This is a genomic window from Nocardioides scoriae (assembly GCF_900104965.1).
GTDB lineage: Bacteria > Actinomycetota > Actinomycetes > Propionibacteriales > Nocardioidaceae > Marmoricola > Marmoricola scoriae.
Genome location: NZ_LT629757.1, coordinates 4,020,702 through 4,042,504, shown reverse-complemented (window position 1 = coordinate 4,042,504; position 21,803 = coordinate 4,020,702). Strand labels below are relative to the sequence as shown.

Sequence of the window (21,803 nt, the reverse complement as noted above, 5' to 3'; positions counted from 1 at the left end):
GGGCGGGCGCGGCGGTCAGGCACGGAGGTGCCCTCCCGCCAGGGCGTACGCCGTGCCGGCCGCGCCCGCGAGCGCCACCACCACGAGGTAGGCGATGACCAGGCGGGTGTCGCCCAGCCGGCAGCGCGAGCGCAGCAGCCCGCCCCGCCGGGCGCGGACGTAGCCCACGGCCCCGAGCGTCGCGAAGGCCAGCACGGCCACGGGGCCGAGCACCCAGGTGAGCAGCGCCACCGTGGCCAGCACGCACAGCCGCAGCGGGTCGGGCGAGTCGTGGACGGGCGCTCCGAGGGTCGCGTGGGGTGCACCGACCTGCCGCGGGTCGCTCATCGCTCGACCAGCGGCAGCCCGGCCGCGCTCGAGAGCCGGCTCCGCGAGAGCGGTGCCCAGGCCTGCACCGCGCAGAACGGCGCGCACTGGTGGGCCGGCTCGCCCGCGTCGTCGCGACCGACGGTCGCGACGTGCACGCAGCACTGGGTGAGCCGCTCCTCGATCATCGTGTTCATGTCCATGAAGGGCTTGACCGTCACCCGCAGCACCCGCTCCCCCAGCAGCGCCCGCAGCCGCGCGTGGCCGCCGGGCAGCTTCGCGGCCGCGAGCGTGGCGAGGGTGCCGATGCCGAGGTCGCAGCCGGTGCAGATGTCGCGCCAGATCGACCCCATGCTCGGGTGCGAGAGCGACGACTGCTCCGAGAGCAGGTCGAGCAGCGACTGCTTGACCACCCCGCGGAGCTGGTCGGGGATGGCGTCGTCGGCGATCCGGTTGGCCAGGACGTCGGGCTCCAGGTCCAGCCACTGCTTGAGCTTCTCGTGCCCGATCAGCCCGACCAGCGAGCGCCAGGACCCCGCGTCGTCGCGCAGCAGGTAGCCCACCGAGCAGCAGTGCGGGTGCGAGCACGGCAGCGCGGTCAGGTCGCGCCAGGTGACCACGCCGGCCGTCTGCTCCTCCAGCCGCGCCAGCACCCCGGTGTGGGTGAGCCGGTCCATCGGGTCCACGCCGGCCGAGCGGCCCGACCCGAAGACGGGCTGGATGGTCACGCCGCCGACGTACGGCGTGTCCAGCGCCCGCTTGATCACCACCCCGATCTCGTCGTCGTTGACGCCCAGCGCCGCGGTCATCGTCAGGGTGGTGAAGACGCCGGCGCCGGAGAGCCGCTCGATGGCGCGCTCCTTGAACCGCCGGATGTCGGCGCCGCGGTGGTGCACCGACGCCTGGGCCGACTCGCCGTCGTGCTGCAGGTAGACCTCGACCCGCTCCCGGTGGCGGGTCAGCAGTGCCAGCAGGTCGTCGTCCTGGGCGATGGCCAGGCCGTTGGTGTTGACCAGCACCCGCACGACCGGTCGGGCGGCGACGGCGTCGAGCAGCTCGGCCAGCCAGGGGTAGAGCGTCGGCTCGCCGCCGCTGAGCATCAGCACGTCGATGCGCCCGCGCTCGCGGGCCAGGCGGGCGTCGATGGAGGCCAGCACCTGCTCCAGGGGCGCCACCGAGGCCAGCGCCGGCGCCGAGGCGGCGAAGCAGGTGGGGCACTTGAGGTTGCAGTGGTCGAGCAGGTCCTCGAGCAGGATGCAGGTGTGCTGGGTCTGCATCTCCGGCAGCCCGTGTTCGTACGCCGCGGGCACCGGCGCGAAGTTGCCCACCAGGTCCGGCGTGTGCACCTTGGTCGGGGCGGTCCACTGCTCGAGGTAGGTGAGGATCTCGGGCGACTCGTCGTACAGCGTCCGGACCAGGCCGTGGCTGCTGCAGCCGCGCTCGAGCCAGATCCGGTCGTCGCGCTCGACCAGCCACCCCGAGAGCCGCTGCACCTCGGCGAGCGGCCGGTCGGGCCGCTCCTCGTGGCACAGCGGGCAGAAGGCGTTGACGTAGCGGTGGATCCGGTCGCCGCGCAGCGGCATCCCGGGGCCGCGGGAGCCGGCGCTCGTGGGGGGCGTGCTCATCGGGCGACCAGCTCCTCGGTGGCGGACGGGCGGGGACGGTAGGCGCCGGAGCGCAGCCGGACGGCGATCCGCAACAGCACCAGCGGCACGGTGACGGCGAGGAACAGCTGCGGCCGGGTCAGGCCCGCCCACACCACCTCGTTGCCGCGCACGAACTCGATGCCGAGGCGGAACACGCCGTACGCCGCGACCCACCACACGAACAGCTCGCCGGGCGGCAGCGGCCGGTGCCGCAGCCCCCACCAGATCACCGCGAAGGTCGCCGCGTGGAAGCCGATCTCCGGCACGAACGACCAGTTGGTGCCACCGCCCGGGCGCGGCTCGCTCAGCAGGCAGCCCACCCGCCCGACGGCCATGCCGAGCGCCACGGCGGGGGCGAACAGGTCGCCGGTGCGCAGCCGGTAGCCGCACAGCCGCTTGGCCACGTGCACGCCGAGCCACGCGCCGACCAGCCCGCCCAGGACGCTGCGGTTGCCGTAGGCCCACTGCTCGGCCAGCGAGGCGTTGGCCCGCAGGTCGGCGTGCTGCAACCAGGTGCCCAGGCGCATCAGGAGCGCACCGCCGACCAGGGCGCCGGTCACCACGACCAGCAGCCGGTCGTCGGTGTGGCCCCGGCGGCGGGCCTCGACGACGAACACCACCACGGCGGCCAGCACGCCCAGCGCCACGAAGGTCGCGTGGGTGCCGACGGGGAGCCGGACTCCCAGCAGGTCACCGAGGGTGGGGTACACCGCAGCTCCTCCCGTGGCGCGTGCCGTCGCGTGGGCGACACCCTGCCACGAGGTCCGTGGTCGGGGTCCGCACCACGACGGACCGGTGGCGGGACGACGGCTCCACCCCCCGATGACGGAGCCGTCGCCCGGCCGTGACCACGATCCTGGTGCGTGCGGACCCACGGCGTCGTGAGTACGCGTGCTCAACCCGACTGCGTAGGAGCCGTCATCATGGGGTCGTGCCCTGGGTGCTGCACGTCGACATGGACCAGTTCATCGCGGCCGTCGAGGTGCTGCGACGGCCCGAGCTGGCCGGCCTGCCCGTCGTGGTCGGCGGGCGCGGCGATCCCACCGAGCGCGCCGTGGTCTCGACGGCGTCCTACGAGGCGCGCGAGCACGGCGTGCGGTCCGGCATGCCGCTGCGGGTGGCCGTGCGCCGCTGCCCGGGCGCGGTCTTCCTGCCCGTCGACAAGCAGGCCTACGACGCCGCCTCGGCCGTCGTGATGGCCACGCTGCGGGCCGCCCCCGGCGCCGTCGTGCAGGTGCTGGGCTGGGACGAGGCCTTCGTGGGCGTGGAGACCGAGGACCCCGAGGCGTACGCCGCCGACCTCCAGGCCGCCGTCCTCGACGCGACCTCGCTGCACTGCTCGGTGGGCATCGGTGACACCACGGTGCGGGCCAAGACGGCCACCGACCTCGGCAAGCCCCGCGGCCGCTTCCGGCTGACCCGGGAGAACTGGTTCGCCGTGATGGGCGAGCGCCCCACCCGCGACCTGTGGGGCGTGGGCACCCGGATCGCGCAGCGGCTGGCCGACCTCGGCATCACCACGGTCCTCGAGCTGGCCTCGGCCGACGACGAGGTGCTGGCGGCGGCGTTCGGCCCGGCCACCGGCCCCCACCTGGGTCGCCTCGGCCGCGGGGTCAGCAGCGCCGTCGTCGACCCGACACCGTGGGTGCCGCGCGCCCACGGGCGCGAGACGACCTACCAGCACGACCTCGCCCCGCCCGAGCGGTCCGCCGCCCTGCGGGTGCTGGCCGAGCAGGTGGTGGCCGACGTCGCGGCCGAGGGCCGGGCCTGCGTCCGGGTCCACCTCAAGGTCAGGTTCGCGCCCTTCTCCACCGTCACCCGGTCGCGCAAGCTCCCCGCCCCGACGTACGACGCGGCGCTGGTCGCCGCCACGGCGCAGGCGCTGCTCGACGCCCTCGACGACGACCGCCCGATCCGGCTGCTGGGCGTGCGCGCCGAGATGGAGCCCCCCGAGGGTGGCTACGACCCGCCGCGGACCCACGGCCGCCCCGGCGGGCCCTAGGCGGCCGGGGCCGCTAGAACACGAGGTAGTGCAGGACCAGCCAGATCGGCGCGATGGTGGCCAGCAGCGAGTCGAGCCGGTCCATCAGGCCGCCGTGCCCGGGGATGATCTGGCTCATGTCCTTGATGCCGAGGTCGCGCTTCATCACCGACTCGCACAGGTCGCCCAGCGTGGCCATGACGACCGCGATCAGGCCGAGCAGGACGCCGATCCACCAGTGGGCGTCGAGCAGGTAGGTCACGAGCAGCACGCCGGCCACCACGCAGGTCAGCGCGGAGCCGGCGAAGCCCTCCCACGACTTCTTCGGCGAGATGACCGGTGCCATCGGGTGCTTGCCGAAGAGCACGCCCGCGACGTAGCCGCCGATGTCGGAGGCGACGGTGAGCACGATGAAGCTGACGATGCCCCGGACGCCGTTGCTGCCGTCCTCGGCCAGGAGCAGGGCCACGAACGAGCCCAGGAAGGGCACGTAGATGAGCGTGAACACCGACGCCGTGGCGTTCTGGACGTAGCCCGTGACCCCCCGCCTGAGCAGCCACAGCATCGTCACCAGCGCCGTGACGGCGGTGGCGGTGACCAGGCCGTCGGGGCCGTTCTCCGGGCCGCCGAAGTAGGCGACGAGCACCATCACCGACCCGCCCAGCATCAGCGGCTCCTGGGGGATGTCGATCCCGCGCGCCTGCAGGCCCTGGTGGAGCTCCCACACGGCGACCAGCACCGCGGCCACCACGATCAGCATGAAGGCCGGCTTCCAGATCACCAGCGACAGCACGATCGCCGCACCGAGACCGACGCCCGAGCCGATGGCCGCGGGCAGGTTGCGACCGGCCCGGGAGGTGGCGACGACCGCGGCCGGGGTCGGGTCGGCCGGGGTCGGGTCGGCCGGGGTCGGGTCGGACGGGCTCGGGTCGGGAGGGGTGTGGGTCACGGGCGAGGGACCGGACATCGCGAGGCGCTCGGTGGTCCTCAGACCTCGAGCAGCTCGCCTTCCTTGGACTTGAGCATCTCGTCGATCTGGTCGACGTGCTTCTTGGTGGTGACGTCCAGCTTCTTCTCGGCGCCGGTGACGTCGTCCTTGCCCACCTCGCCGTCCTTCTCGAGGCGCTCGAGCGCCTGCTTGGCGTTGCGGCGGATGTTGCGCACCGAGACGCGGCCGTCCTCGGCCTTGCCGCGGGCCACCTTGATGTACTCCTTGCGGCGCTCCTCGGTCAGCTCGGGGAACACGCAGCGGATGACGCGGCCGTCGTTGGAGGGGTTGACGCCGAGGTCGGAGTCGCGGATCGCGCGCTCGATGCCGGGCAGCGCGCTCATGTCGTACGGCGCGACCATGATGATCCGGGCCTCGGGCGCGGTGAACGACGCGATCTGCTGGATCGGGGTCGGCGTGCCGTAGTAGTCGGCGGTCAGCTTGGAGAACATCGCCGGGTTGGCGCGGCCCGCGCGGATGGCGGCGAACTCCTCGCGCGTGACCTCGACGGCCTTGCCCATCTTCTGGTCGGCGTCGCTGAGGGTCTGGTTGATCGTCACGTGTGTGTCTCTCTCCTAGGTCGTGCGCTCGTCCTGGGTGCTCGGGGGCGCGCGGGGTGGGCGCTCGTGGTGGCGCTCAGGCGCGGTCGGCGCTGACGAGCGTCCCGATCTTCTCACCCTGGACGACGCGCAGGATGTTGCCTTCGGGGCTCATCCCGAACACGACCATGGGCAGGCGGTTCTCCATGCACAGCGCGAAGGCGGTCGCGTCGGCCACCTTGAGGCCCTGGCGCAGGGCGTCGTCGAAGCTGAGCTCGTCGTACTTCGTCGCCTCGGGGTGGGTGCGCGGGTCGGCGCTGTAGACGCCGTCGACGCCGTTCTTGCCCATGAGGACCACCTCGCACTTGGTCTCCAGGGCCCGCTGGGCCGCCACCGTGTCGGTGGAGAAGTAGGGCAGGCCGGCGCCGGCGCCGAAGATCACGACGCGGCCCTTCTCCAGGTGGCGGATGGCCTTGCGGGGGATGTAGGGCTCGGCGACCTGGCCCATGGTGATGGCGGTCTGCACGCGGGTCTCGATGCCCTCCTTCTCCAGGAAGTCCTGGAGGGCCAGGCAGTTCATGACGATGCCGAGCATGCCCATGTAGTCGGCCCGCGAGCGGTCCATGCCCGCCTGCTGCAGCTCGGCCCCGCGGAAGAAGTTGCCACCACCGGTGACGATGGCGACCTCCACCCCGGCGCGCTGCACCGAGGCCACCTCGCGCGCGATCCCGCGCACGACGTCGGGGTCGACCCCGACCTTGCCGCCGCCGAAGACCTCGCCGGAGAGCTTGAGCAGCACCCGCTTGTACGCCGTCATGCAGTTCTCCTCGTGCAGCCGTGGACGGGACTCCCGAGAGACCGGTCGCGTCGCGGACCGGCCGGACCCCCAGGGGAAGGTATCCGACGCCGCGGACACGGCGCGAACGCCCCTCCCCCGGACGGCGCGGGGCCCGGGCATGCCGCAGGGCCGGCGCGACTCGCGTCGTGCCGGCCCTGCGGGTGGTGCGGTGGAGCAGGTGCGCTCAGGCACCGACCTCGAAGCGGGCGAACCGCTTCACGGTGACGCCGGCGGCGTCGAGGACGGCCTTGACGCTCTTCTTGCTCTCCGAGACCGACGGCTGGTCGAGCAGCACGACGTCCTTGAAGAACCCGTTGAGGCGACCCTCGGCGATCTTCTCGATCGCTCCCTCGGGCTTGCCCTCCTCGCGGGCGGTGGCGGCGCCGATCTCGCGCTCCTTGTCCACCAGCTCGGCCGGGACCTCCTCGCGGGTGAGGTACTGCGGCTTCATCGCGGCGATCTGCATCGCGGCACCGCGGGCAGCCTCCTCGTCGGAGCCGTCGTACTCGACGAGCACGCCCACGGCCGGCGGCAGGTCCGCGGCGCGACGGTGCATGTAGACCACGTGCTGGCCGCCGAAGTGCGCGACCCGCCCGAGCTCGATCTTCTCGCCGATGGTGATGGCCAGGTCCTCCACGACCTCGCCGACGGTCTTGCCGTCGAGCGGGACCGACTTGAGGGCCTCGGTGTCAGCGGCCTGGGCCTCGTCGGCCGCGGCGGCGATCTTCTCCGCCACGGCGATGAAGTCGTCGTTCTTGGCGACGAAGTCGGTCTCGCTCTTGAGCTCGACCAGGGCGCCACCGTGGGTGGCGACCAGGCCCGAGGTGGCCTCGCGCTCGGCGCCGCGGGCGGCGGCCTTCTTGCCGAGCTTGATGCGGAGCAGCTCGGTGGCCTTGTCGAAGTCGCCCTCGGCCTCGGTGAGCGCCTTCTTGCAGTCCATCATGCCCGCGCCGGTGAGGTCGCGGAGCTTCTTGACGTCGGCGGCGGTGATCGCCACGCTCAGTCCTCCTTCTTCTCGGCCTCCGCGGGGGTCGCCTCGGCGGCGGCCGCGTCAGCGGTGGTGTCGGTGCTCTCGGCCGGGGCCTCGGTGGGGGCCTCGGCAGGAGCCTCGGTGGGGGCGGCGGGAGCCTCGGTGGCCTCGCTGGAGGCACCGGTGGCCTCGGCGGCGGGGGTCTCCTGGGTCGCGGTGTCGCCACCGGTGGCGGCCACGGCGGCCTCCTCGACCTTCGCGCCGTCCTGGCCCTGGAGCAGGTCGCGCTCCCAGTCGGCCAGCGGCTCGGCGGTCTCACCGGTCTTGGCGCCCGAGCGCGAGATGAGGCCGTCGGCGACGGCGTCGGCGATCACGCGGGTGAGCAGCGAGACGGCGCGGATGGCGTCGTCGTTGCCCGGGATCGGGAAGTCGACCAGGTCGGGGTCGCAGTTGGAGTCCAGGATCGCGATGATCGGGATCCGCAGCTTGCGGGCCTCCTCGACCGCGAGGTGCTCCTTGTTGGTGTCCACGATCCACACCGCCGAGGGCGTGCGGGTCATGTCACGGATGCCGCCGAGGGTCTTGTCGAGCTTGACCTGCTCGCGCCGCATGTGGAGCAGCTCCTTCTTGGTGCGGCTCGAGCCGGCGACGTCGTCGAAGTCGATGTCGTCGAGCTCCTTGAGGCGGTTGATCCGCTGGTGCACCGTCTGGAAGTTGGTGAGCATGCCACCGAGCCAGCGCTGGTTCACGTAGGGCATCCCGACGCGGGTCGCCTGCTCGGCGATCGCCTGCTGGGCCTGCTTCTTGGTGCCGACGAACATGATCGTGCCGCCCTTGGCGACGGTGTCCTTGATGAAGGCGAAGGACGTGTCGATGTAGGACAGCGACTGCTGCAGGTCGATGATGTAGATGCCGTTGCGCTCGGTCATGATGAAGCGCTTCATCTTGGGGTTCCAGCGACGGGTCTGGTGCCCGAAGTGGACGCCGCTCTCGAGGAGCTGGCGCATGGTGACGACTGCCATGTGCTTCTTTCCGGTCGTGGTCCGCGCACGCGTGCGCGCACGGGCCGTTTCAGTTGGATGCAGGGGCCCGGTATCAGCGGGGTGGCCTGCCCTGACGCTCGAGCGGGACCCCACCCGCTGCAGCGGACTGCGACGGGACCAGGAGCCTCACCCGTGGTGCTCCAGCGGCGCGGAGGCGCTGCTGGCCACGGAGACGAGCGTGCGAAGTCAACCCAGGCGGGTTGCTGCCGGTCAGTCTAGGCCGGGGCCCGACACGTTGTCGAAACGTCCACAGGCCCGCCCGGGACCTCGGTCGTCCACAGCCCGGCCGGCGGGCCGTGCGCCGGGCCACCCGCCGGGCCACCGTGCTGGGGTGCCCCCGGTCCCACCGCCCCCGTCCCGCCCGCTGCTGCGCGCGGCGGCCCTCGTGGCCGCGCTGCTGCTGCTCACCGCCCCGGCGCCCCCGGCCCGCGCCGACGGGGCGGCGCCCTGGGCCGACTGGTGGCCCCCCGACCCCACCCCTGCCCCCGCTCGCGACGGCTCGTGGCCGCTGCGGCCGCGCCCCGTCGTGGTCGAGGGCTTCGACCCGCCCGACCTGCGCTGGGGTGCCGGCCACCGGGGCGTCGACCTCGCGGGCCGCGCCGGCGCCCCGGTGCGCAGCGCCCTGCCCGGCACCGTCGCCTTCGCCGCTCCGCTGGCCGGTCGGGGCGTCGTCGTGGTCGACCACGGCGGGGTGCGCACGACCTACCAGCCGGTGACCGCCTCGGTCCGGGTGGGCGACCGGGTCGCCGAGGGCCAGGTGGTCGGCACCCTGGGCCTGGCCGGCAGCCACTGCTTCCCGCAGGCGTGCCTGCACTGGGGACTGCGCCGGGGCGAGGCCTACCTCGACCCGCTCGTGCTCGTGGGCGGCGGACCGGTCCGGCTGCTCCCCCTGGCCCGCTGAGCCGCCGGCCGGGCGTCCCGCCGAGCGCTGCCGGCGTCAGGCGCGCGGGTGGGCCAGGCGGTACGCCGAGCGCAGCCGGTCGCTGCTCACGTGGGTGTAGATCTGCGTCGTGGCCAGCGACGCGTGGCCCAGCAGCTCCTGCACCGTGCGCAGGTCGGCCCCGCCCTCGAGCAGGTGCGTGGCCGCCGTGTGGCGCAGCCCGTGGGGGCCCATGTCGGGGGCGTGGGGCACCTCGGCCAGCCGGGCGTGGACCAGGGTCCGGACCGCCCGCTGGTCGACCCGACCTCCGCGGACGCCCAGGAACAGCGCGGCTCCCGCGCCCGGGACGGCCAGCTGCGGCCGGCCCCGCTCGAGCCAGCGACCGAGCGCACGGTCGGCGGGCACGCCGTACGGCACCGTGCGCTCCTTGCGGCCCTTGCCCATCACCCTCAGGACGCGGCGCTCGCGGTCGAGGTCGTCGACGTCGAGGCCGCACAGCTCCCCCACCCGGATCCCCGTGGCGTAGAGCACCTCGAGCACCGCGACGTCGCGCAGGCCGACCGGGCTGCCGTCGTCGGCGTGGCCGGCCGCGGCGTCGAGCAGCCCCCGCGCCTGCTCGGCGCTCAGGGCCGGCGGCAGCGTGCGGTGGGCCTTCGGGGACCCGAGCGTGGCGCCGGGGTCGGTGGCGATCCGGCCGGTGCGGTGGGCCCAGGCCGTGAAGACCCGCACGGCGGTGGCCCGCCGGGCCATCGTGGTGCGCGCCTTGCCGCGGGTCTGCTGGTTGGCCAGCCAGCTGCGCAGCGCGCGCAGGTCGACCGAGTCCAGGTCGGCGTGGCCCAGCGCGGTGGCGTGGCGCAGCATCCCGGCCACGTCGCCGAGGTAGGCGCGCACGGTGTGGGGCGTCAGGTCGCGCTCGGAGGCGAGGTGGCGCTCGTAGGCGCCCAGCACCCGTGCGAACGCCTCGGGCAGGTCGTCCCCGACCTCGCCCCCGCCCCGCTCCGGTTGCTCGCTCACCCGGTCAGGGTAGGCAGCCCCCGGCTCCCCCGACCGCAGGCGCGCCCCCGTCGGCCCCGCCCGGCCCAGCCAGCGGCAGCTGGTCCTCGCCGTCGCGCAGCCGCCACCGGCCCAGCGCGGTCTCCACCAGGCCGGCGCGGTGCAGGGCGACCAGCGCCTCCTGGGTGCGGGCGCGCGAGAGCCCGGCCGTGCGGGCGACCGCCACGAGGTCGGCACCGCGCACGAGCGGGACCGCGTCGAGGACCTGGCGCTCCCGGGGGCTGAGCCGGTCGCGCGGCTGCTCGGGCCCGCGCGGCTCGACGAGCAGGTGGGTGCCCGCGGGGGCGACCGCCTCCAGCACCTCCTCGCCGCTGGTGACGAGCAGCGCGTCGCGGGCCCGCACCAGCTGGTGGACCCCGGCGGAGGGAGCGCTGGTCACCGGACCGGGCACGCCCATGACGGGGCGCCCCAGCCCGGCCGCCCAGGACGCCGTGTTGAGGGCACCGCTGCGCACCGCCGCCTCCACCACCACGGTGCCCTGCGACAGCGCCGCGATCAGCCGGTTGCGGGCCAGGAAGCGGATCCGGGTCGGGGCGCAGCCGGGCGGCGCCTCCGAGACCACCAGGCCCACGTCGGCGACGTGGTCGATCAGGGCCCGGTGGGCCGTCGGGTAGGCCCGGTCGGGCCCGCAGGCGAGCACGGCCACGGTCGCGCCGCGCCCCGCCAGCGCCCCGCGGTGGGCCGCCTGGTCGATGCCGAAGGCCGCCCCCGAGACCACGGTCCACCCGTGCCGGGCCAGGACCGACCCGACGTCGGTGGCCACCGCGGCGCCGTACGTCGTGGCCGAGCGCGAGCCGACCACCGCCACGGCGCGCCCGACGGCCTCGTCGAGCCGCAGCGGCCCGCGGCACCACACGCCGACCGGCACCCCGCCCCGCTCGTGGAGGTGGGGGGCGCGGCCGAGCTCGTCGAGCCCGGGCGGCCACTCGGCGTCTCCCGGCACCACGAAGCGGACCCCGAGCCGGGCCGCGCGCTCCAGCTCGAGCGCCGGGTCGACGGCCACCAGCCGGTCGGCCAGGTCCTCGCCCAGCTCGCGCGAGGCCGCCTGCTCCTGCAGGCTCCCCAGCACGGTCAGCGGGCCGAGCTCGTGCACCAGGTCGGTCAGCCGCGGGTCGCCGGGCTCGCCGATGCGCGAGAGCACCACCCGGGCCAGGCGCTCGTCCTGGGGAGCGGCGCTCACGCCCCCACCGCCCGGGGACGGTCGAGGCTGGCGAGCAGCAGCGGGGCCGCCGAGCGCAGCCGCAGCGCCACGTCGAGGTCCTCGCCGTCCGGCTGCGTCCGGCCACCCAGGTCGGCGACCGACCACGCCACCCGGTGGACGCGGACGGCACCACGCCTGGTCAGCCGGCCGGTCACCACCTCCTCCTCCAGGCGCGCCGCGGCGGCCGGGGCGAGCGGCCACTCGTCGCGCAGCAGCGGGCCGGGGACGTGGGCGTTGAGGCGCCACGGCAGGCCGGCGTACCTGGTCGCCTGCCGCTGCCGGGCGCGCGTGACCCGCTCGCGGACGACGGCGCTCGACTCGGGCCGCTCGAACGGAAGCGGCGCCACCGCTCGTGGGTCCACCGGCTCCACGAACCGGGTGATGTCGATGCGGTCGGCGATCGGGCCCGAGATCTTGGCGCGGTACTCGCGGCGCTTCGCCTCGTGGCAGACGCACCGGTGCTCGCGCGACCAGGGGTGGTACTCGCCGCAGCGGCAGGGGTTGGCGGCGAAGACGAACATCGCCCGGGCGGGGTACGTCGCGTCGTCGTCGCCGCGCGAGATCGAGATCGCCCCCGCCTCCAGCGGCTCGCGCAGCGCCTCCACGACGTCGCTGGGGAACAGCGGGAACTCGTCGAGGAACAGCACCCCGAGGTGGGCCTTGCTCACGTCGCCGGGCCGGACCCGGCCGGTGCCACCGCCCAGCAGCCCGCTGCGCGAGGCGGAGTGGTGGGGTGCCCGGAAGGGCGGGCGGGTGAGCCGGGTGGTGCCGGGCGGCAGCGCGCCGCACAGCGAGTGCACGGCCGTCAGCTCGAGCGACTCCTCGTCGCTGAGGTCGGGCAGCAGGCCCGGGATGCGCTCGGCGATGGTGGTCTTGCCCGAGCCCTTGGGACCGGTGAGCATCAGGTGGTGGCCACCGGCGGCCGCGACCTCGACCGCGTAGCGGGTGTCCGGGATGCCGAGCAAGTCGGCGAGGTCAAGGTCCTCGAGGCGCTCCTCGCCCCGCCACGCGAGCAGCGGCGCGCCCGTCACGGCCTCGACGGGCGGGGCGTCCGGCACCTCCTCCCCCGCCAGCAGCGCGACCACCTGGCCCAGCGACCGGACGCCGAAGACCGCGACGCCGTGCACCATGAGCGCCTCGTCGACCTGCGGCTCGGGGACGTAGACCGTCCGGGTGCCGCGGGCCGCGGCCGCCATCACCATCGGCAGCACGCCGGGCACGCACCGCACCCGGCCGTCGAGGGTGAGCTCGCCCACCAGGACCGCGTCGCGCAGCGAGGACGCCGGGATCGAGGGGTCGGCGGCGGCCAGGACGGCGACCGCGATGGCCAGGTCGAAGTGGGAGCCCCGCTTGGGCAGGTCGGCCGGTGACAGCAGGATCGTGACGCGACGGGTGTTGGGCCAGCGCCGCTTGTCGCTGGCGAAGGCCGTGTTGCCGATCGCGGCCTTGCAGCGGTCGCGGGCCTCGTTGATCGAGGCGTCGGGCCGACCGACCAGCGTCGTGCCGACCACCCCCGGGGCCAGGTCGACCTGGACGTCGACGACGTGACCGGTCGTGCCCTGCAGGGAGACGGTGTGCGTGGTCGCGACCATCAGCCGACCCCGCGCACGTGCTCGACCTCGGCTGCGCCGCGTGCGGCCAGCAGCACCCCGACGACGTCGATCCGCACGCCCGGGGCGTGCACGTCGTGGGCCTGCAGCCACAGCGCCGCCAGCCGGCGCAGCCGGGCGGCCTTCACCGCGCCGACCGCCTCCAGCGGGTGGCCGTACGCCGCGGAGCTGCGCGTCTTGACCTCGCAGATCACGACCACCTCCCCGTCGCGCAGCACGAGGTCGACCTCGCCGGCGTCGCACCGCCAGTTGCGGTCCAGGACGGTCATCCCCGCGTCGGTCAGCCGCTGGGCGGCCACCCGCTCGCCGTAGGCTCCGAGGCTCTTGTTGCGGTCTCCGGTCATGGGCCGATCCCACCTCCAGGCGACCACGGGCGAGAACACCTGGCACGCTCCTGTGGAGAACCAGTCGCCGAGGTCCGTCTGTGGACGCACGACCAGTCGGGGCCGCGAGACGGGTCTCGGAAGCCGGGCGTGCCGAGAGCGGTCGCCGTGGCGGCGGGCGGGAACCACCATCCGATCGAGTCCAGATGTCCGTTTGTCACCATTATGGTGCGGGATGTCGTTTAATGAGTCCATGACCATCCGGATGCGGTCGTGGCTTCGGCGCGACGGGGAACGAGGCGCGTCCGCGCTCGAGTTCGCGCTGGTCAGCCCCATCTTGTTCCTGGTCGTCTTCGGGATCTTCCAGTACGGCATGTACTTCAACGACGTGAACCTCCTGCGCCAGGGCGTCCGCGAGACGGCGCGCACGGGGGTCGTGGAGAACTTCACCTACCCCGGCTGCACGACCGGCGCCAGCGCCGACAAGCTGCTCTGCATCGCCGGCAAGCAGACCGGCTCCAGCCTCACGGCCTCCCCGGTCTTCAAGGTGTACGCCCCCGACGGCTGGGTCAAGGGCAAGTCGCTGCGCGTCTGCTCGGCCGCGATCACCAAGGGCGGCGTCGGTCTCGCCCCGCTGCCGGACGGCGGTCGCGTCCGCGCCATGACACAGATGATCATCGAGCAGGAGGCGCTCAAGGCCTCGTGGGTCAACCCCACGCCCCCGAGCGATCCGACCGGAGGGTCGTGGAGCTGGTGCTGAGCAGAAACCGAGCGCGTGACGAGGAGGGTGCTGTCGCAGTGCTGGCGGGCATCCTGTTCAGCACGCTGTTCCTCATGGCCGCCCTGGTGGTGCAGTTCGGCTTCACCCGCGACGTGCGTCAGGACTCGCAGAACGCGGCCGACGCCTCCGCCCTGGCCGCGGCGCTCACCATCAGCACGAGCAACGCCTCGACCCCCGACCTCAGTGCCGCCGTCGCCGTCGCCATCAGCTACGCCCAGAAGAACACCGGGGTGGCCCCTGGCACCTGGACCGCGTGCACCGACCCGGCCAAGCTCGCCGTCGTCACGGCGACCACCGGATGTGTCTCCTTCGACAGCTCGACCGCACCGACCAAGGTGCGGGTCCTGATCCCCGTCCGGGAGACCAAGACAGCGATAGGAGCCGGCGCGGGAGTCAGGACGCTCGGCGTGAACGCGGCGGCGGAGGCGTCGATCGCGATCGGTCAGACCCTCAAGTGCGCAATGTGCTTCCTCGGCCCCGTGGACTCGGGCAATGCCGACTACACCGTCAGCGGGGGGAGCATCGCCGTCAACGGTGACGTCACCATGGGCCCCAACGGCAACCTGAAGGCCATCGGAGGGGCGATCGGGGTCGCAGGGACGGCCTCCGGCGGCACCTACACCCCAGCCGCCACCACGATCAGGTCCTTCACCGACCCCTGGGCCGCCCGCACGGACCTTCCGCCCAGCACCACGGGACTCACCGCCAGGACCAACCCGTGCTCGACGGGCACGGCCGGTGGCCCTGGGATCTACGGCGACTTCGCCTTTCCCAAGTCGACATGCACGCTCCAGCCCGGGCTCTACGTCGTCCGGGGGGCCTGGACCGAGAGCAACAAATCCGTCCTGGCCGGAACCGGCGTGACGCTCTACTTCACCTGCAGCACCGGCTCGACTCCGCGCCCCTGCAACTCCCCCGGGGAGCTGGGTGGCTACCTCGATGCAAAGAACGGAGAGGTCGCGTTCTCCGCGCCGACCTCCGGCCCGCTGCAGGGCGTGGCACTGCTGTACGACCGGTCGAACACCCGGGACGTCGGTCTGCAGGGCAACGGCGGCACCAACATCACCGGCGCGTTGTACGCACCGCGATCGAAGCTCGACTTCAACGGCAACTCGTGCTTCGGGTTCAGCGGTGGTCCCATCATCGTCGACGGGGTGATCAAGGCCAACGGCAACAAGTCCTGCGTCGAGGTCGCGAACCCGGTCGACGCGACGTACGCCGTCCTTCCTGGGGAGACCAGCCTCTCCAGGTAGGGATCGAGTCGCACCTCGATCACGAGCGCGCGGGCACCAGCTGCACCTGGGCAGCCCGCTCGTCACGGAGCCGCGAGGGTGCACGACCTCTCGGGAGCGGCGGGAAGGTAGTCGACGCGGGCGCTGGCCGTGGAGGAGATCAGGCCCCCACGGAGGAAGGGCACGAACGGCAGGTTGAGGTCGTACGCCGCCAGCTGGACCGTCACCTCGACCTTGTCGCCCGGGGCGACGGTCGTGCTCCCGGCCTGCGTCGTGTAGGTGCGGGCGACCTTGACCTTGGTCGCGTCCGAGGAGATGGCGCCCAGCGAGCCGGCGACCTGGCGTCGGAAGTCGGTGCAGCCGGCGGTGGTCCCGACGGCTGCCGTCCGGGCCGCGCGCCGGGCGGCGTCGACACCGCCCTGCATCGTCCAGAAGTAGAGGCCGTACTGCAGGATGCCGAAGAAGAGCGTCAGCAGCGGCACCATCACCAGGGCGAACTCCACCGCGGACGCGCCGTCGTCGCTCCTGGACCTGACCATCGTGCCGCCTCGCTGTGGACTCCCGGCCTCCTGGCCAGCACGGCGATTGTAGGGACATACACGTATTACGTGATGATTTATGCTTTCTGGTCCATACCGATGCATTCGTACTACTACCGTTCAGGCGGATTCGTCACCATCGGGAGACCTCAGGCTTTGCACTACTGCTGTGAGACTGCTCAACCACCGCCGCGCTGAGGACGGCGCTGCCGCCGTCGAGTTCGCGCTCGTGCTGCCGGTGCTGCTGGTGATCGTCTTCGGGATCGTGCAGTACGGCTTCTACTTCCGCTCCTCCCAGGTGGGCGCCGCCGCCGCCCGCGACGCCGCCCGCTTCGCCGCCGTGGGCCTGCCGCTGGCCTGCACCGACTTCCGCAGCGACGTCACCCAGCGCATCGCCCCGGTCCAGACGGGCAACGTCGTGGTCACCCGCGACTACTCCACGGCCACCACGCCGGTCGCCGAGGGCGACGACGTCACGGTGAGCGTGGCCTTCGACAGCGCCGACCTGAAGTTCCCCTTCCTGCCGTTCCTGAGCTCGAAGAACTTCCAGCCGATCAAGCGCTTCGTGCCGGCCTTCATCACCGACGAGACGGGCACCTCGACGCGCCAGTCGCCCAACGCGACCTCGGACAACGGCCTCACCTGCAACGGCAACCGCTCGCAGTGCAACAGCATGAGCGCGATGAAGGTCTTCACCTTCGACCCGAGCTGGCTGCCCAACGACCAGCGCGCCCCCGTCACGGCGTACGACGCCTCGGGCCGCGCGGTGTGGCGCCTGATCGGCTGAGACCGGGGGCCGACCCTCAGACCTTGGGGGGCTCGATCTCGGAGTGGCTGAGCTCCTCGACGTTGACGTCCTTGAAGGTCAGCACCTTGACGTTCTTGGCGAGCCGGCGGGCGGGGCGGTACATGTCCCAGACCCACGCGTCGGTCATCGTCACCTCGAAGAACACGTCGCCGGCCTCGGTGCGGGCCTTCACGTCGACCTGGTTGCACAGGTAGAAGCGGCGGTCGGTCTCCACGACGTACTTGAAGATGCCCACGACGTCGCGGTACTCGCGGTAGAGGTTGAGCTCCATCTCGGTCTCGTACTTCTCGAGATCCTCGGCGCTCATCGCACGGCCTCCTGCACGGGGTGGGGGGAGCCGGCCCGGTCGGGCGGCTCCAGGTGGGGTTCAAGACTGAGCGGTGGTGGGTCGACGATCCCGGCGGCGCGCCGCACGTTGACGAAGCGCATCCGGTGGACCTCGCTCGGGCCGTGCTCGGCGAGCGCGGCGGCGTGCTCGTCGGTGATGTAGCCCTTGTGCGTCGCGAAGTCGTACGCCGGATAGCGCTCGTGCAGCTCGCACATCAGCCGGTCGCGGGTCACCTTGGCGATCACCGAGGCCGCCGAGATGCAGGCGGCGACGCGGTCGCCCTTCCACATCGCCAGCCCCGGGACCTCGAGGCCGTCGACCGGGAACCCGTCGGTGAGCACGTACGACGGGCGGTGCGGCAGCCGGGCCAGCGCCCGTCGCAGCGCCTCGACGTTGGCGACGTGCATGCCCAGCCGGTCGCACTCCCCCGGCTCGACCACCACCACGGACCACGCGAGCGCCCGGCGCACCACCTGGTCGTAGCAGCGCTCCCGCGCCCGGGCGGTGAGCAGCTTGGAGTCGGCCAGGCCCGGGACGATGCCCGAGCGGCCCTCGGGCAGGATCGCCGCGGCCGCGACCAGGGGCCCGGCGCAGGCTCCGCGGCCGGCCTCGTCGACCCCGGCGACCGGCGCCAGGCCGGCGCGCCGCAGCGCGCGCTCGTAGCCGTAGAGGCCCGCGTCGCGCCGCACGGTGGTCCCCCGGGGAAGGCCGGTCATGCGGAGCTCAGTCCGTGGCCGACTTCGCGTCGGGCACGTCGGCGAAGGTGGCGGGGCGGTGGATCAGCTCGGCGCGGCCCCAGGGCCAGATCAGCGCGAACACCCGGCCCACGACGAGGTCCTGGTCGACGAAGCCGCCGCCGGCACCCCCGGTGTGGTAGCGCGAGTCGGCCGAGAAGGAGCGGTTGTCGCCCATCACCCACAGGTCGCCGGCCGGGACCGTCTTGTCGAAGGTCATGTCGGAGGGGTCCATCCCCTTCGGGAGGTAGCCGGTCTCGTCGAGCGCGCGGTCGTTGACCGTGATGCGGCCCCGGCTGTCGCAGCACACGATGTGGTCGCCGCCCACGGCCATGACGCGCTTCACGAGGTGGCCACCGGCCGGGTAGAGCCCGACCCGCTCCAGGACCTTCGCGACCGGGTTGGTCGGGCCCGCGGAGTCGGCGGGGTCGAGCCAGCCACCCGGGTCCTCGAAGACGACGATGTCGCCGCGCTGCGGGGTGCCGCTGCCCCAGTAGGAGACCTTCTGGACCAGGATCCGGTCGTTCTCGACGAACTGCGGCTCCATCGACGGCGACGGGATGTAGAAGGCCTGCACGAACAGGCTCTTGATGACGATCGCCAGCACCAGGGCCAGCGCGAGCAGCAGGATCGTCTCCTGCCACAGCGGCATCGGCTTCTTGGCGCCGGCCTGCTTGCGGCCTCGCCGCCGACCGGCGGGAGTGGGGGCTGCCTCGTCCACGTCGGTCACGTCGGCGAGCCTAACCGGCGCCGGTGACCGCCGCGGACGAACCCTGTCGGGTCCACCGCGACGGCCACCGGTCCGGGCGAGCCGAGCACGAGGCTCAGAACTCGCGGCGCTCCTTGATCTTGGCGGCCTTGCCGCGGAGGTTGCGCAGGTAGTAGAGCTTGGCGCGGCGCACGTCACCGCGGGTCACGACCTCGATCTTCTCGAAGATCGGGGAGTGCAGCGGGAAGGTGCGCTCGACGCCGACACCGAAGGAGACCTTGCGGACGGTGAAGGTGCGGCCGATGCCGGAGCCCTGCACCTTGATCACGACGCCCTGGAAGACCTGGACGCGGGCGCGGTTGCCCTCGACGATGTTGACGTGGACCTTGATGGTGTCACCGGCGCGGAAGGCCGGGACGTCGTCGCGCTTGACGGCGCTGTTGAGGGCGTCGATGGCGTTGGTCATGGTGTCTCCTCGTGACTGCCACAGGTCACCCACGGATAGGTGTCTCGATGAATGGTCGGGCCCTGCTTCGGCGCCGATCCGGTCGTCCCCCTGTGGCAGGTGACCGTGGCAGCCGGGCCAAGGAGCGATTCTGCCATGCGGGGCGGCGTACGACGAAATCAGCGGGTGCGGCCCGCCCCGCGCCGGGTCTTGGTCAGCACGACGGCACCGGGCGGGGCCTCGAGATCGGGTCGCAACCGGTAGCCGGCGCGGCGGTACATCTGCTGGTTGCGCACGCTCCCGGCGCCGGTGAACAGCACGAAGTCGCGCACCTGCGGGGGCGCGGCGGCCTCGGTCTCGGCGAGCAGGAGCCGGCCCAGGCCCTCCCCCTGGAGGTCGGGCGCGACCATGAGGCGGCCGACGTCCCAGGTGTGCTCGCCCTCGGTGCGGCCGCGGACGGCACCGACGAGCCGGCCCCCGCGGCGCAGCACGAGCGTGGTCCACTCCGGCAGCCAGGCCTGCACGTCGGCGTACGACTCGTGCAGGGCGGGGATGCGGACCTCGGGGTTGGCCAGCTGCTCCTGGACCCAGCAGGCCCGCTGCAGCGTGAAGACCTCGCCGGCGTCGGCGGGCACCGCCAGCCGCAGCTCGGTGCCGGTCGCGACGACGCGGGCGGGGTGCAGCAGGTCGGGACGGCGCTCGGCGGTGCGCGCGACCGACTGCTCGTGGCGCCAGGCCGCGATCCGGGCGTGGTCGCCGGAGAGCAGCACCTCGGGCACCTCGTGGCCGCGCCAGGACGCGGGCTTGGTGTAGACGGGGTACTCCAGCAGCCCGGCGGCGTGCGACTCCTCGGTGAGCGACTCCGCGTTGCCCATGAAGCCCGGCAGCAGCCGCACCACGGCCTCCACCACGGCCAGCACGGCGACCTCGCCGCCGTTGAGCACGTAGTCGCCGATCGAGACCTCGCGGACCTCCATGCGGCCCGCCGCCTCGTCGACGACCCGCTGGTCGATGCCCTCGTAGCGCCCGCAGGCCAGCACGAGGTGCTCCCGCGTCGCGAGCTCGGCCGCCACCGCCTGGGTGAACGGCCGGCCCGACGGGGTCGGCACCACCAGGGTCGGCCGCTGGGCCGCGCCGGGGGCGGCGAGCAGCTCGTCGAGCGCCGCGCCCCAGGGCTCGGGCTTCATCACCATGCCCGCGCCGCCGCCGTACGGCGTGTCGTCGACGGTGCGGTGGCGGTCACCGGTCCAGTCGCGCAGGTCGTGCACGCGCACGTCGAGCAGGCCGTTGCGCTGCGCCCTGCCGGGCAGCGAGAGGTCGAGCGGGCGCAGGTAGTCGGGGAAGATGGAGACGACGTCGAGGCGCACGCGGGCTACTCCAGGTCCAGCAGGCCGGGCGCGTCGTCGACCACGACCCGGCCGCCGGGCACGTCGACCACGGGGACCAGCGCGGCCACGAACGGGAACAGCACCTCGCGCTCCCCCGCCCGCACGACCAGCAGGTCCTGGGCGCCGTGGTGCTCCACGCGCAGCAGCTCCCCGACGGGGGTGCCGTCGGTGGTCTCGACGCGCAGCCCCACCAGCTGGTGGTCGTAGAACTCCTCGGGGTCCTCGGGCCGCTCGTCGGGGTCGACCCGCACGCTCAGCTCCAGGCCGCGCGCCGCCTCGGCGTCCTCGCGGCTGTGCAGCTCCTCCAGACGCAGCAGCCAGCGGCCCTGGTGCAGCCGGGAGCCGGCCACGGTGAGGGTCCGGCCCGGCGCCTGCAGCACCGCGCCGGTCGCGAAGCGGCGCTCGGGCTCGTCGGTGCGGGCCTCGACCGTCACCTCACCGCGCACGCCGTGGGGCCGGCCGACGCGGGCGACCACGACCCAGTCCTCGTCGCGCGCCGGCCCGACGGGCGAGGGGCTCGGGGAGCCGGTCTGGTCGTTCACGTCAGGTCCTCCGGGGTGACATGCCGCAGGGGCACCCGCTCTCGACGAGAGTGGGTGCCCCTGTGGACGGGTTCAGCGACGTCGGTCGACGTCGACGAAGTCGATCCGTGCGCCGTCGCGGCCCGCGAGGGAGCCCACGACGGTGCGGAACGCGGTGGCCGTGCGGCCGCCGCGCCCGATGACCTTGCCCAGGTCGGCCGGGTGCACGCGGACCTCGAGGATGGACCCGCGGCGCATCGGCTTGTCACGCACCGCGACGTCGTCCGGGTGCTCCACGATCCCGCGCACCAGGTGCTCGAGGGCCTCGGCGAGCATCGGCTCAGGCCTCGGTCTTCTCGGCCGGCGTCTCCGCGGGGGCCTCGGCGGGGGTCTCGGCCTCGGCGGCGGGCGCCTCGGTCTTCTCCTCGGCCTGGTCGGCGGCCTTGTCCTCGGTCTTCTCGTCGGCGGTGGCCGACTTCTTGGAGGCCTTCTTGGTCACGGCCGCGCCCTTGGGCTCGTTGGCGGCGTCCTTGAGGGCCTCGTTGAAGATCTCGGTCTTGTCGCGCTTGGCTTCCTTGACGCGCAGGGTGCCCTCGGTGCCGGGGAGGCCCTTGAACTTCTGCCAGTCGCCGGTCACCTTGAGGATGGCCTCGACGGCCTCGGTCGGCTGCGCGCCGACGCCCAGCCAGTACTGCGCCCGGTCGGAGGTCACCTCGATGAACGAGGGCTCCTCCTTGGGGTGGTACTTGCCGATCTCCTCGATGACCCGTCCGTCCCGCTTCTTGCGGGCGTCGACGACGACGACGCGGTAGAACGGCTGGCGGATCTTGCCCATGCGCTTGAGGCGAATCTTGACGGCCACGTCTGTGGTGTCTCCTTGACGGTTCGTGTGGTGGTGGGACCTCCGCGACCCCGTGGGGACAGGGCGGGTGGTGACCCG

26 protein-coding genes are annotated in these 21,803 nt (G+C 73.3%); 5 read left to right on the top strand and 21 right to left on the bottom strand.

Annotation, left to right across the window (positions count from 1 at the left end; genetic code table 11):
- Positions 1-15 precede the first annotated feature (15 nt).
- Genes BLU55_RS19180 through BLU55_RS19170 form a run of 3 tightly spaced genes read right to left on the bottom strand, consistent with a single transcriptional unit; the run spans position 16 to position 2,662 of the window.
- Positions 16-327 (bottom strand): hypothetical protein, encoded by a 312-nt coding sequence (locus BLU55_RS19180; protein WP_197681045.1) that lies wholly within the window; start codon positions 325-327, stop codon positions 16-18.
- Positions 324-1,931, bottom strand: a complete 1,608-nt coding sequence (locus BLU55_RS19175) for a radical SAM protein (RefSeq protein WP_197681044.1) — start codon at positions 1,929-1,931, stop codon at positions 324-326. The genes BLU55_RS19180 and BLU55_RS19175 overlap by 4 nt, the downstream gene beginning before the upstream one ends.
- Positions 1,928-2,662, bottom strand: a complete 735-nt coding sequence (locus tag BLU55_RS19170; RefSeq protein ID WP_091733145.1) for a prolipoprotein diacylglyceryl transferase family protein — start codon at positions 2,660-2,662, stop codon at positions 1,928-1,930. Before BLU55_RS19170 ends, BLU55_RS19175 begins: the two co-directional genes overlap by 4 nt.
- A 221-nt stretch (positions 2,663-2,883) precedes the next feature.
- On the opposite strand from BLU55_RS19170, the gene BLU55_RS19165 reads away from it, so the two are divergent.
- Positions 2,884-3,954, top strand: a complete 1,071-nt coding sequence (locus BLU55_RS19165; protein ID WP_231916971.1) for a DNA polymerase IV — start codon at positions 2,884-2,886, stop codon at positions 3,952-3,954.
- Between the two features lie 13 nt (positions 3,955-3,967).
- On the opposite strand, the gene BLU55_RS19160 is transcribed toward BLU55_RS19165, so the two are convergent.
- The 5 genes from BLU55_RS19160 to rpsB all read right to left on the bottom strand — a co-directional run bounded on the left by BLU55_RS19160 (position 3,968) and on the right by rpsB (position 8,290).
- Positions 3,968-4,882 (bottom strand): phosphatidate cytidylyltransferase, encoded by a 915-nt coding sequence (locus BLU55_RS19160; protein ID WP_231916970.1) that lies wholly within the window; start codon positions 4,880-4,882, stop codon positions 3,968-3,970.
- Between the two features lie 38 nt (positions 4,883-4,920).
- The gene (gene frr / locus BLU55_RS19155) at positions 4,921-5,475 is read right to left on the bottom strand and encodes a ribosome recycling factor (RefSeq protein ID WP_197681255.1); all 555 of its coding nucleotides are present in this window, start codon (positions 5,473-5,475) and stop codon (positions 4,921-4,923) included.
- 82 nt (positions 5,476-5,557) lie between these two features.
- Positions 5,558-6,277 (bottom strand): UMP kinase, encoded by a 720-nt coding sequence (pyrH, locus tag BLU55_RS19150; protein WP_091733138.1) that lies wholly within the window; start codon positions 6,275-6,277, stop codon positions 5,558-5,560.
- A gap of 205 nt (positions 6,278-6,482) precedes the next feature.
- A complete protein-coding gene (gene tsf / locus BLU55_RS19145) occupies positions 6,483-7,295 on the bottom strand; it encodes a translation elongation factor Ts (RefSeq protein WP_091733135.1) in 813 nt (270 codons plus the stop codon).
- A gap of 2 nt (positions 7,296-7,297) precedes the next feature.
- Positions 7,298-8,290, bottom strand: a complete 993-nt coding sequence (rpsB, locus tag BLU55_RS19140; RefSeq protein WP_091733132.1) for a 30S ribosomal protein S2 — start codon at positions 8,288-8,290, stop codon at positions 7,298-7,300.
- 352 nt (positions 8,291-8,642) lie between these two features.
- Between rpsB and BLU55_RS19980 the strand changes: the two genes are divergently transcribed.
- Positions 8,643-9,212: a M23 family metallopeptidase gene (locus BLU55_RS19980; protein ID WP_231916969.1), complete on the top strand. Its 570-nt coding sequence runs from the start codon at positions 8,643-8,645 to the stop codon at positions 9,210-9,212.
- A gap of 36 nt (positions 9,213-9,248) precedes the next feature.
- On the opposite strand, the gene BLU55_RS19130 is transcribed toward BLU55_RS19980, so the two are convergent.
- From BLU55_RS19130 to BLU55_RS19115, 4 genes are read right to left on the bottom strand one after another with little or no spacing between them, the layout of a single operon-like run.
- Entirely contained in the window at positions 9,249-10,205 is a 957-nt protein-coding gene (locus BLU55_RS19130; protein ID WP_091733126.1) for a tyrosine recombinase XerC, read from the bottom strand.
- A 4-nt stretch (positions 10,206-10,209) separates the two neighbouring features.
- On the bottom strand, positions 10,210-11,424 hold the full coding sequence (gene dprA / locus BLU55_RS19125) for a DNA-processing protein DprA (protein ID WP_091733124.1): 1,215 nt from the start codon (positions 11,422-11,424) through the stop codon (positions 10,210-10,212).
- Positions 11,421-13,037: a YifB family Mg chelatase-like AAA ATPase gene (locus BLU55_RS19120; RefSeq protein ID WP_231916968.1), complete on the bottom strand. Its 1,617-nt coding sequence runs from the start codon at positions 13,035-13,037 to the stop codon at positions 11,421-11,423. The genes dprA and BLU55_RS19120 overlap by 4 nt, the downstream gene beginning before the upstream one ends.
- A complete protein-coding gene (locus BLU55_RS19115) occupies positions 13,037-13,399 on the bottom strand; it encodes a YraN family protein (protein ID WP_091733122.1) in 363 nt (120 codons plus the stop codon). The genes BLU55_RS19120 and BLU55_RS19115 overlap by 1 nt, the downstream gene beginning before the upstream one ends.
- A 232-nt stretch (positions 13,400-13,631) precedes the next feature.
- Between BLU55_RS19115 and BLU55_RS19675 the strand changes: the two genes are divergently transcribed.
- Together BLU55_RS19675 and BLU55_RS19575 are read left to right on the top strand one after the other, a co-directional pair.
- Positions 13,632-14,138 carry a TadE/TadG family type IV pilus assembly protein gene (locus BLU55_RS19675; protein ID WP_172833939.1) on the top strand — a complete coding sequence of 169 codons (507 nt, stop codon included), beginning with the start codon at positions 13,632-13,634 and terminating at the stop codon, positions 14,136-14,138.
- Positions 14,123-15,412 (top strand): pilus assembly protein TadG-related protein, encoded by a 1,290-nt coding sequence (locus BLU55_RS19575; RefSeq protein WP_172833938.1) that lies wholly within the window; start codon positions 14,123-14,125, stop codon positions 15,410-15,412. Before BLU55_RS19675 ends, BLU55_RS19575 begins: the two co-directional genes overlap by 16 nt.
- 62 nt (positions 15,413-15,474) lie before the next feature.
- Here BLU55_RS19575 and BLU55_RS19095 read toward each other — a convergent pair whose 3' ends face one another.
- A complete protein-coding gene (locus BLU55_RS19095) occupies positions 15,475-15,930 on the bottom strand; it encodes a TadE family protein (RefSeq protein WP_157682952.1) in 456 nt (151 codons plus the stop codon).
- Between the two features lie 169 nt (positions 15,931-16,099).
- On the opposite strand from BLU55_RS19095, the gene BLU55_RS19090 reads away from it, so the two are divergent.
- Positions 16,100-16,717 (top strand): TadE/TadG family type IV pilus assembly protein, encoded by a 618-nt coding sequence (locus BLU55_RS19090; protein ID WP_231916967.1) that lies wholly within the window; start codon positions 16,100-16,102, stop codon positions 16,715-16,717.
- 16 nt (positions 16,718-16,733) lie between these two features.
- Here BLU55_RS19090 and BLU55_RS19085 read toward each other — a convergent pair whose 3' ends face one another.
- The 8 genes from BLU55_RS19085 to rpsP all read right to left on the bottom strand — a co-directional run bounded on the left by BLU55_RS19085 (position 16,734) and on the right by rpsP (position 21,725).
- Positions 16,734-17,045, bottom strand: a complete 312-nt coding sequence (locus tag BLU55_RS19085) for a DUF2469 domain-containing protein (protein ID WP_091733110.1) — start codon at positions 17,043-17,045, stop codon at positions 16,734-16,736.
- Complete coding sequence (locus BLU55_RS19080) at positions 17,042-17,782, bottom strand: ribonuclease HII (RefSeq protein WP_091733107.1); 741 nt, start codon at positions 17,780-17,782, stop codon at positions 17,042-17,044. The genes BLU55_RS19085 and BLU55_RS19080 overlap by 4 nt, the downstream gene beginning before the upstream one ends.
- A gap of 7 nt (positions 17,783-17,789) precedes the next feature.
- On the bottom strand, positions 17,790-18,530 hold the full coding sequence (gene lepB, locus BLU55_RS19075) for a signal peptidase I (RefSeq protein WP_231916966.1): 741 nt from the start codon (positions 18,528-18,530) through the stop codon (positions 17,790-17,792).
- Between the two features lie 94 nt (positions 18,531-18,624).
- Entirely contained in the window at positions 18,625-18,975 is a 351-nt protein-coding gene (gene rplS, locus BLU55_RS19070) for a 50S ribosomal protein L19 (protein WP_091733104.1), read from the bottom strand.
- A gap of 158 nt (positions 18,976-19,133) precedes the next feature.
- Complete coding sequence (gene trmD, locus BLU55_RS19065) at positions 19,134-20,321, bottom strand: tRNA (guanosine(37)-N1)-methyltransferase TrmD (RefSeq protein ID WP_091733100.1); 1,188 nt, start codon at positions 20,319-20,321, stop codon at positions 19,134-19,136.
- A 5-nt stretch (positions 20,322-20,326) separates the two neighbouring features.
- Entirely contained in the window at positions 20,327-20,884 is a 558-nt protein-coding gene (gene rimM / locus BLU55_RS19060) for a ribosome maturation factor RimM (protein WP_091733097.1), read from the bottom strand.
- A 72-nt stretch (positions 20,885-20,956) separates the two neighbouring features.
- Positions 20,957-21,199 (bottom strand): RNA-binding protein, encoded by a 243-nt coding sequence (locus BLU55_RS19055; RefSeq protein ID WP_091733094.1) that lies wholly within the window; start codon positions 21,197-21,199, stop codon positions 20,957-20,959.
- A gap of 4 nt (positions 21,200-21,203) precedes the next feature.
- Entirely contained in the window at positions 21,204-21,725 is a 522-nt protein-coding gene (rpsP, locus tag BLU55_RS19050) for a 30S ribosomal protein S16 (RefSeq protein ID WP_091733092.1), read from the bottom strand.
- Positions 21,726-21,803: the final 78 nt, after the last annotated feature.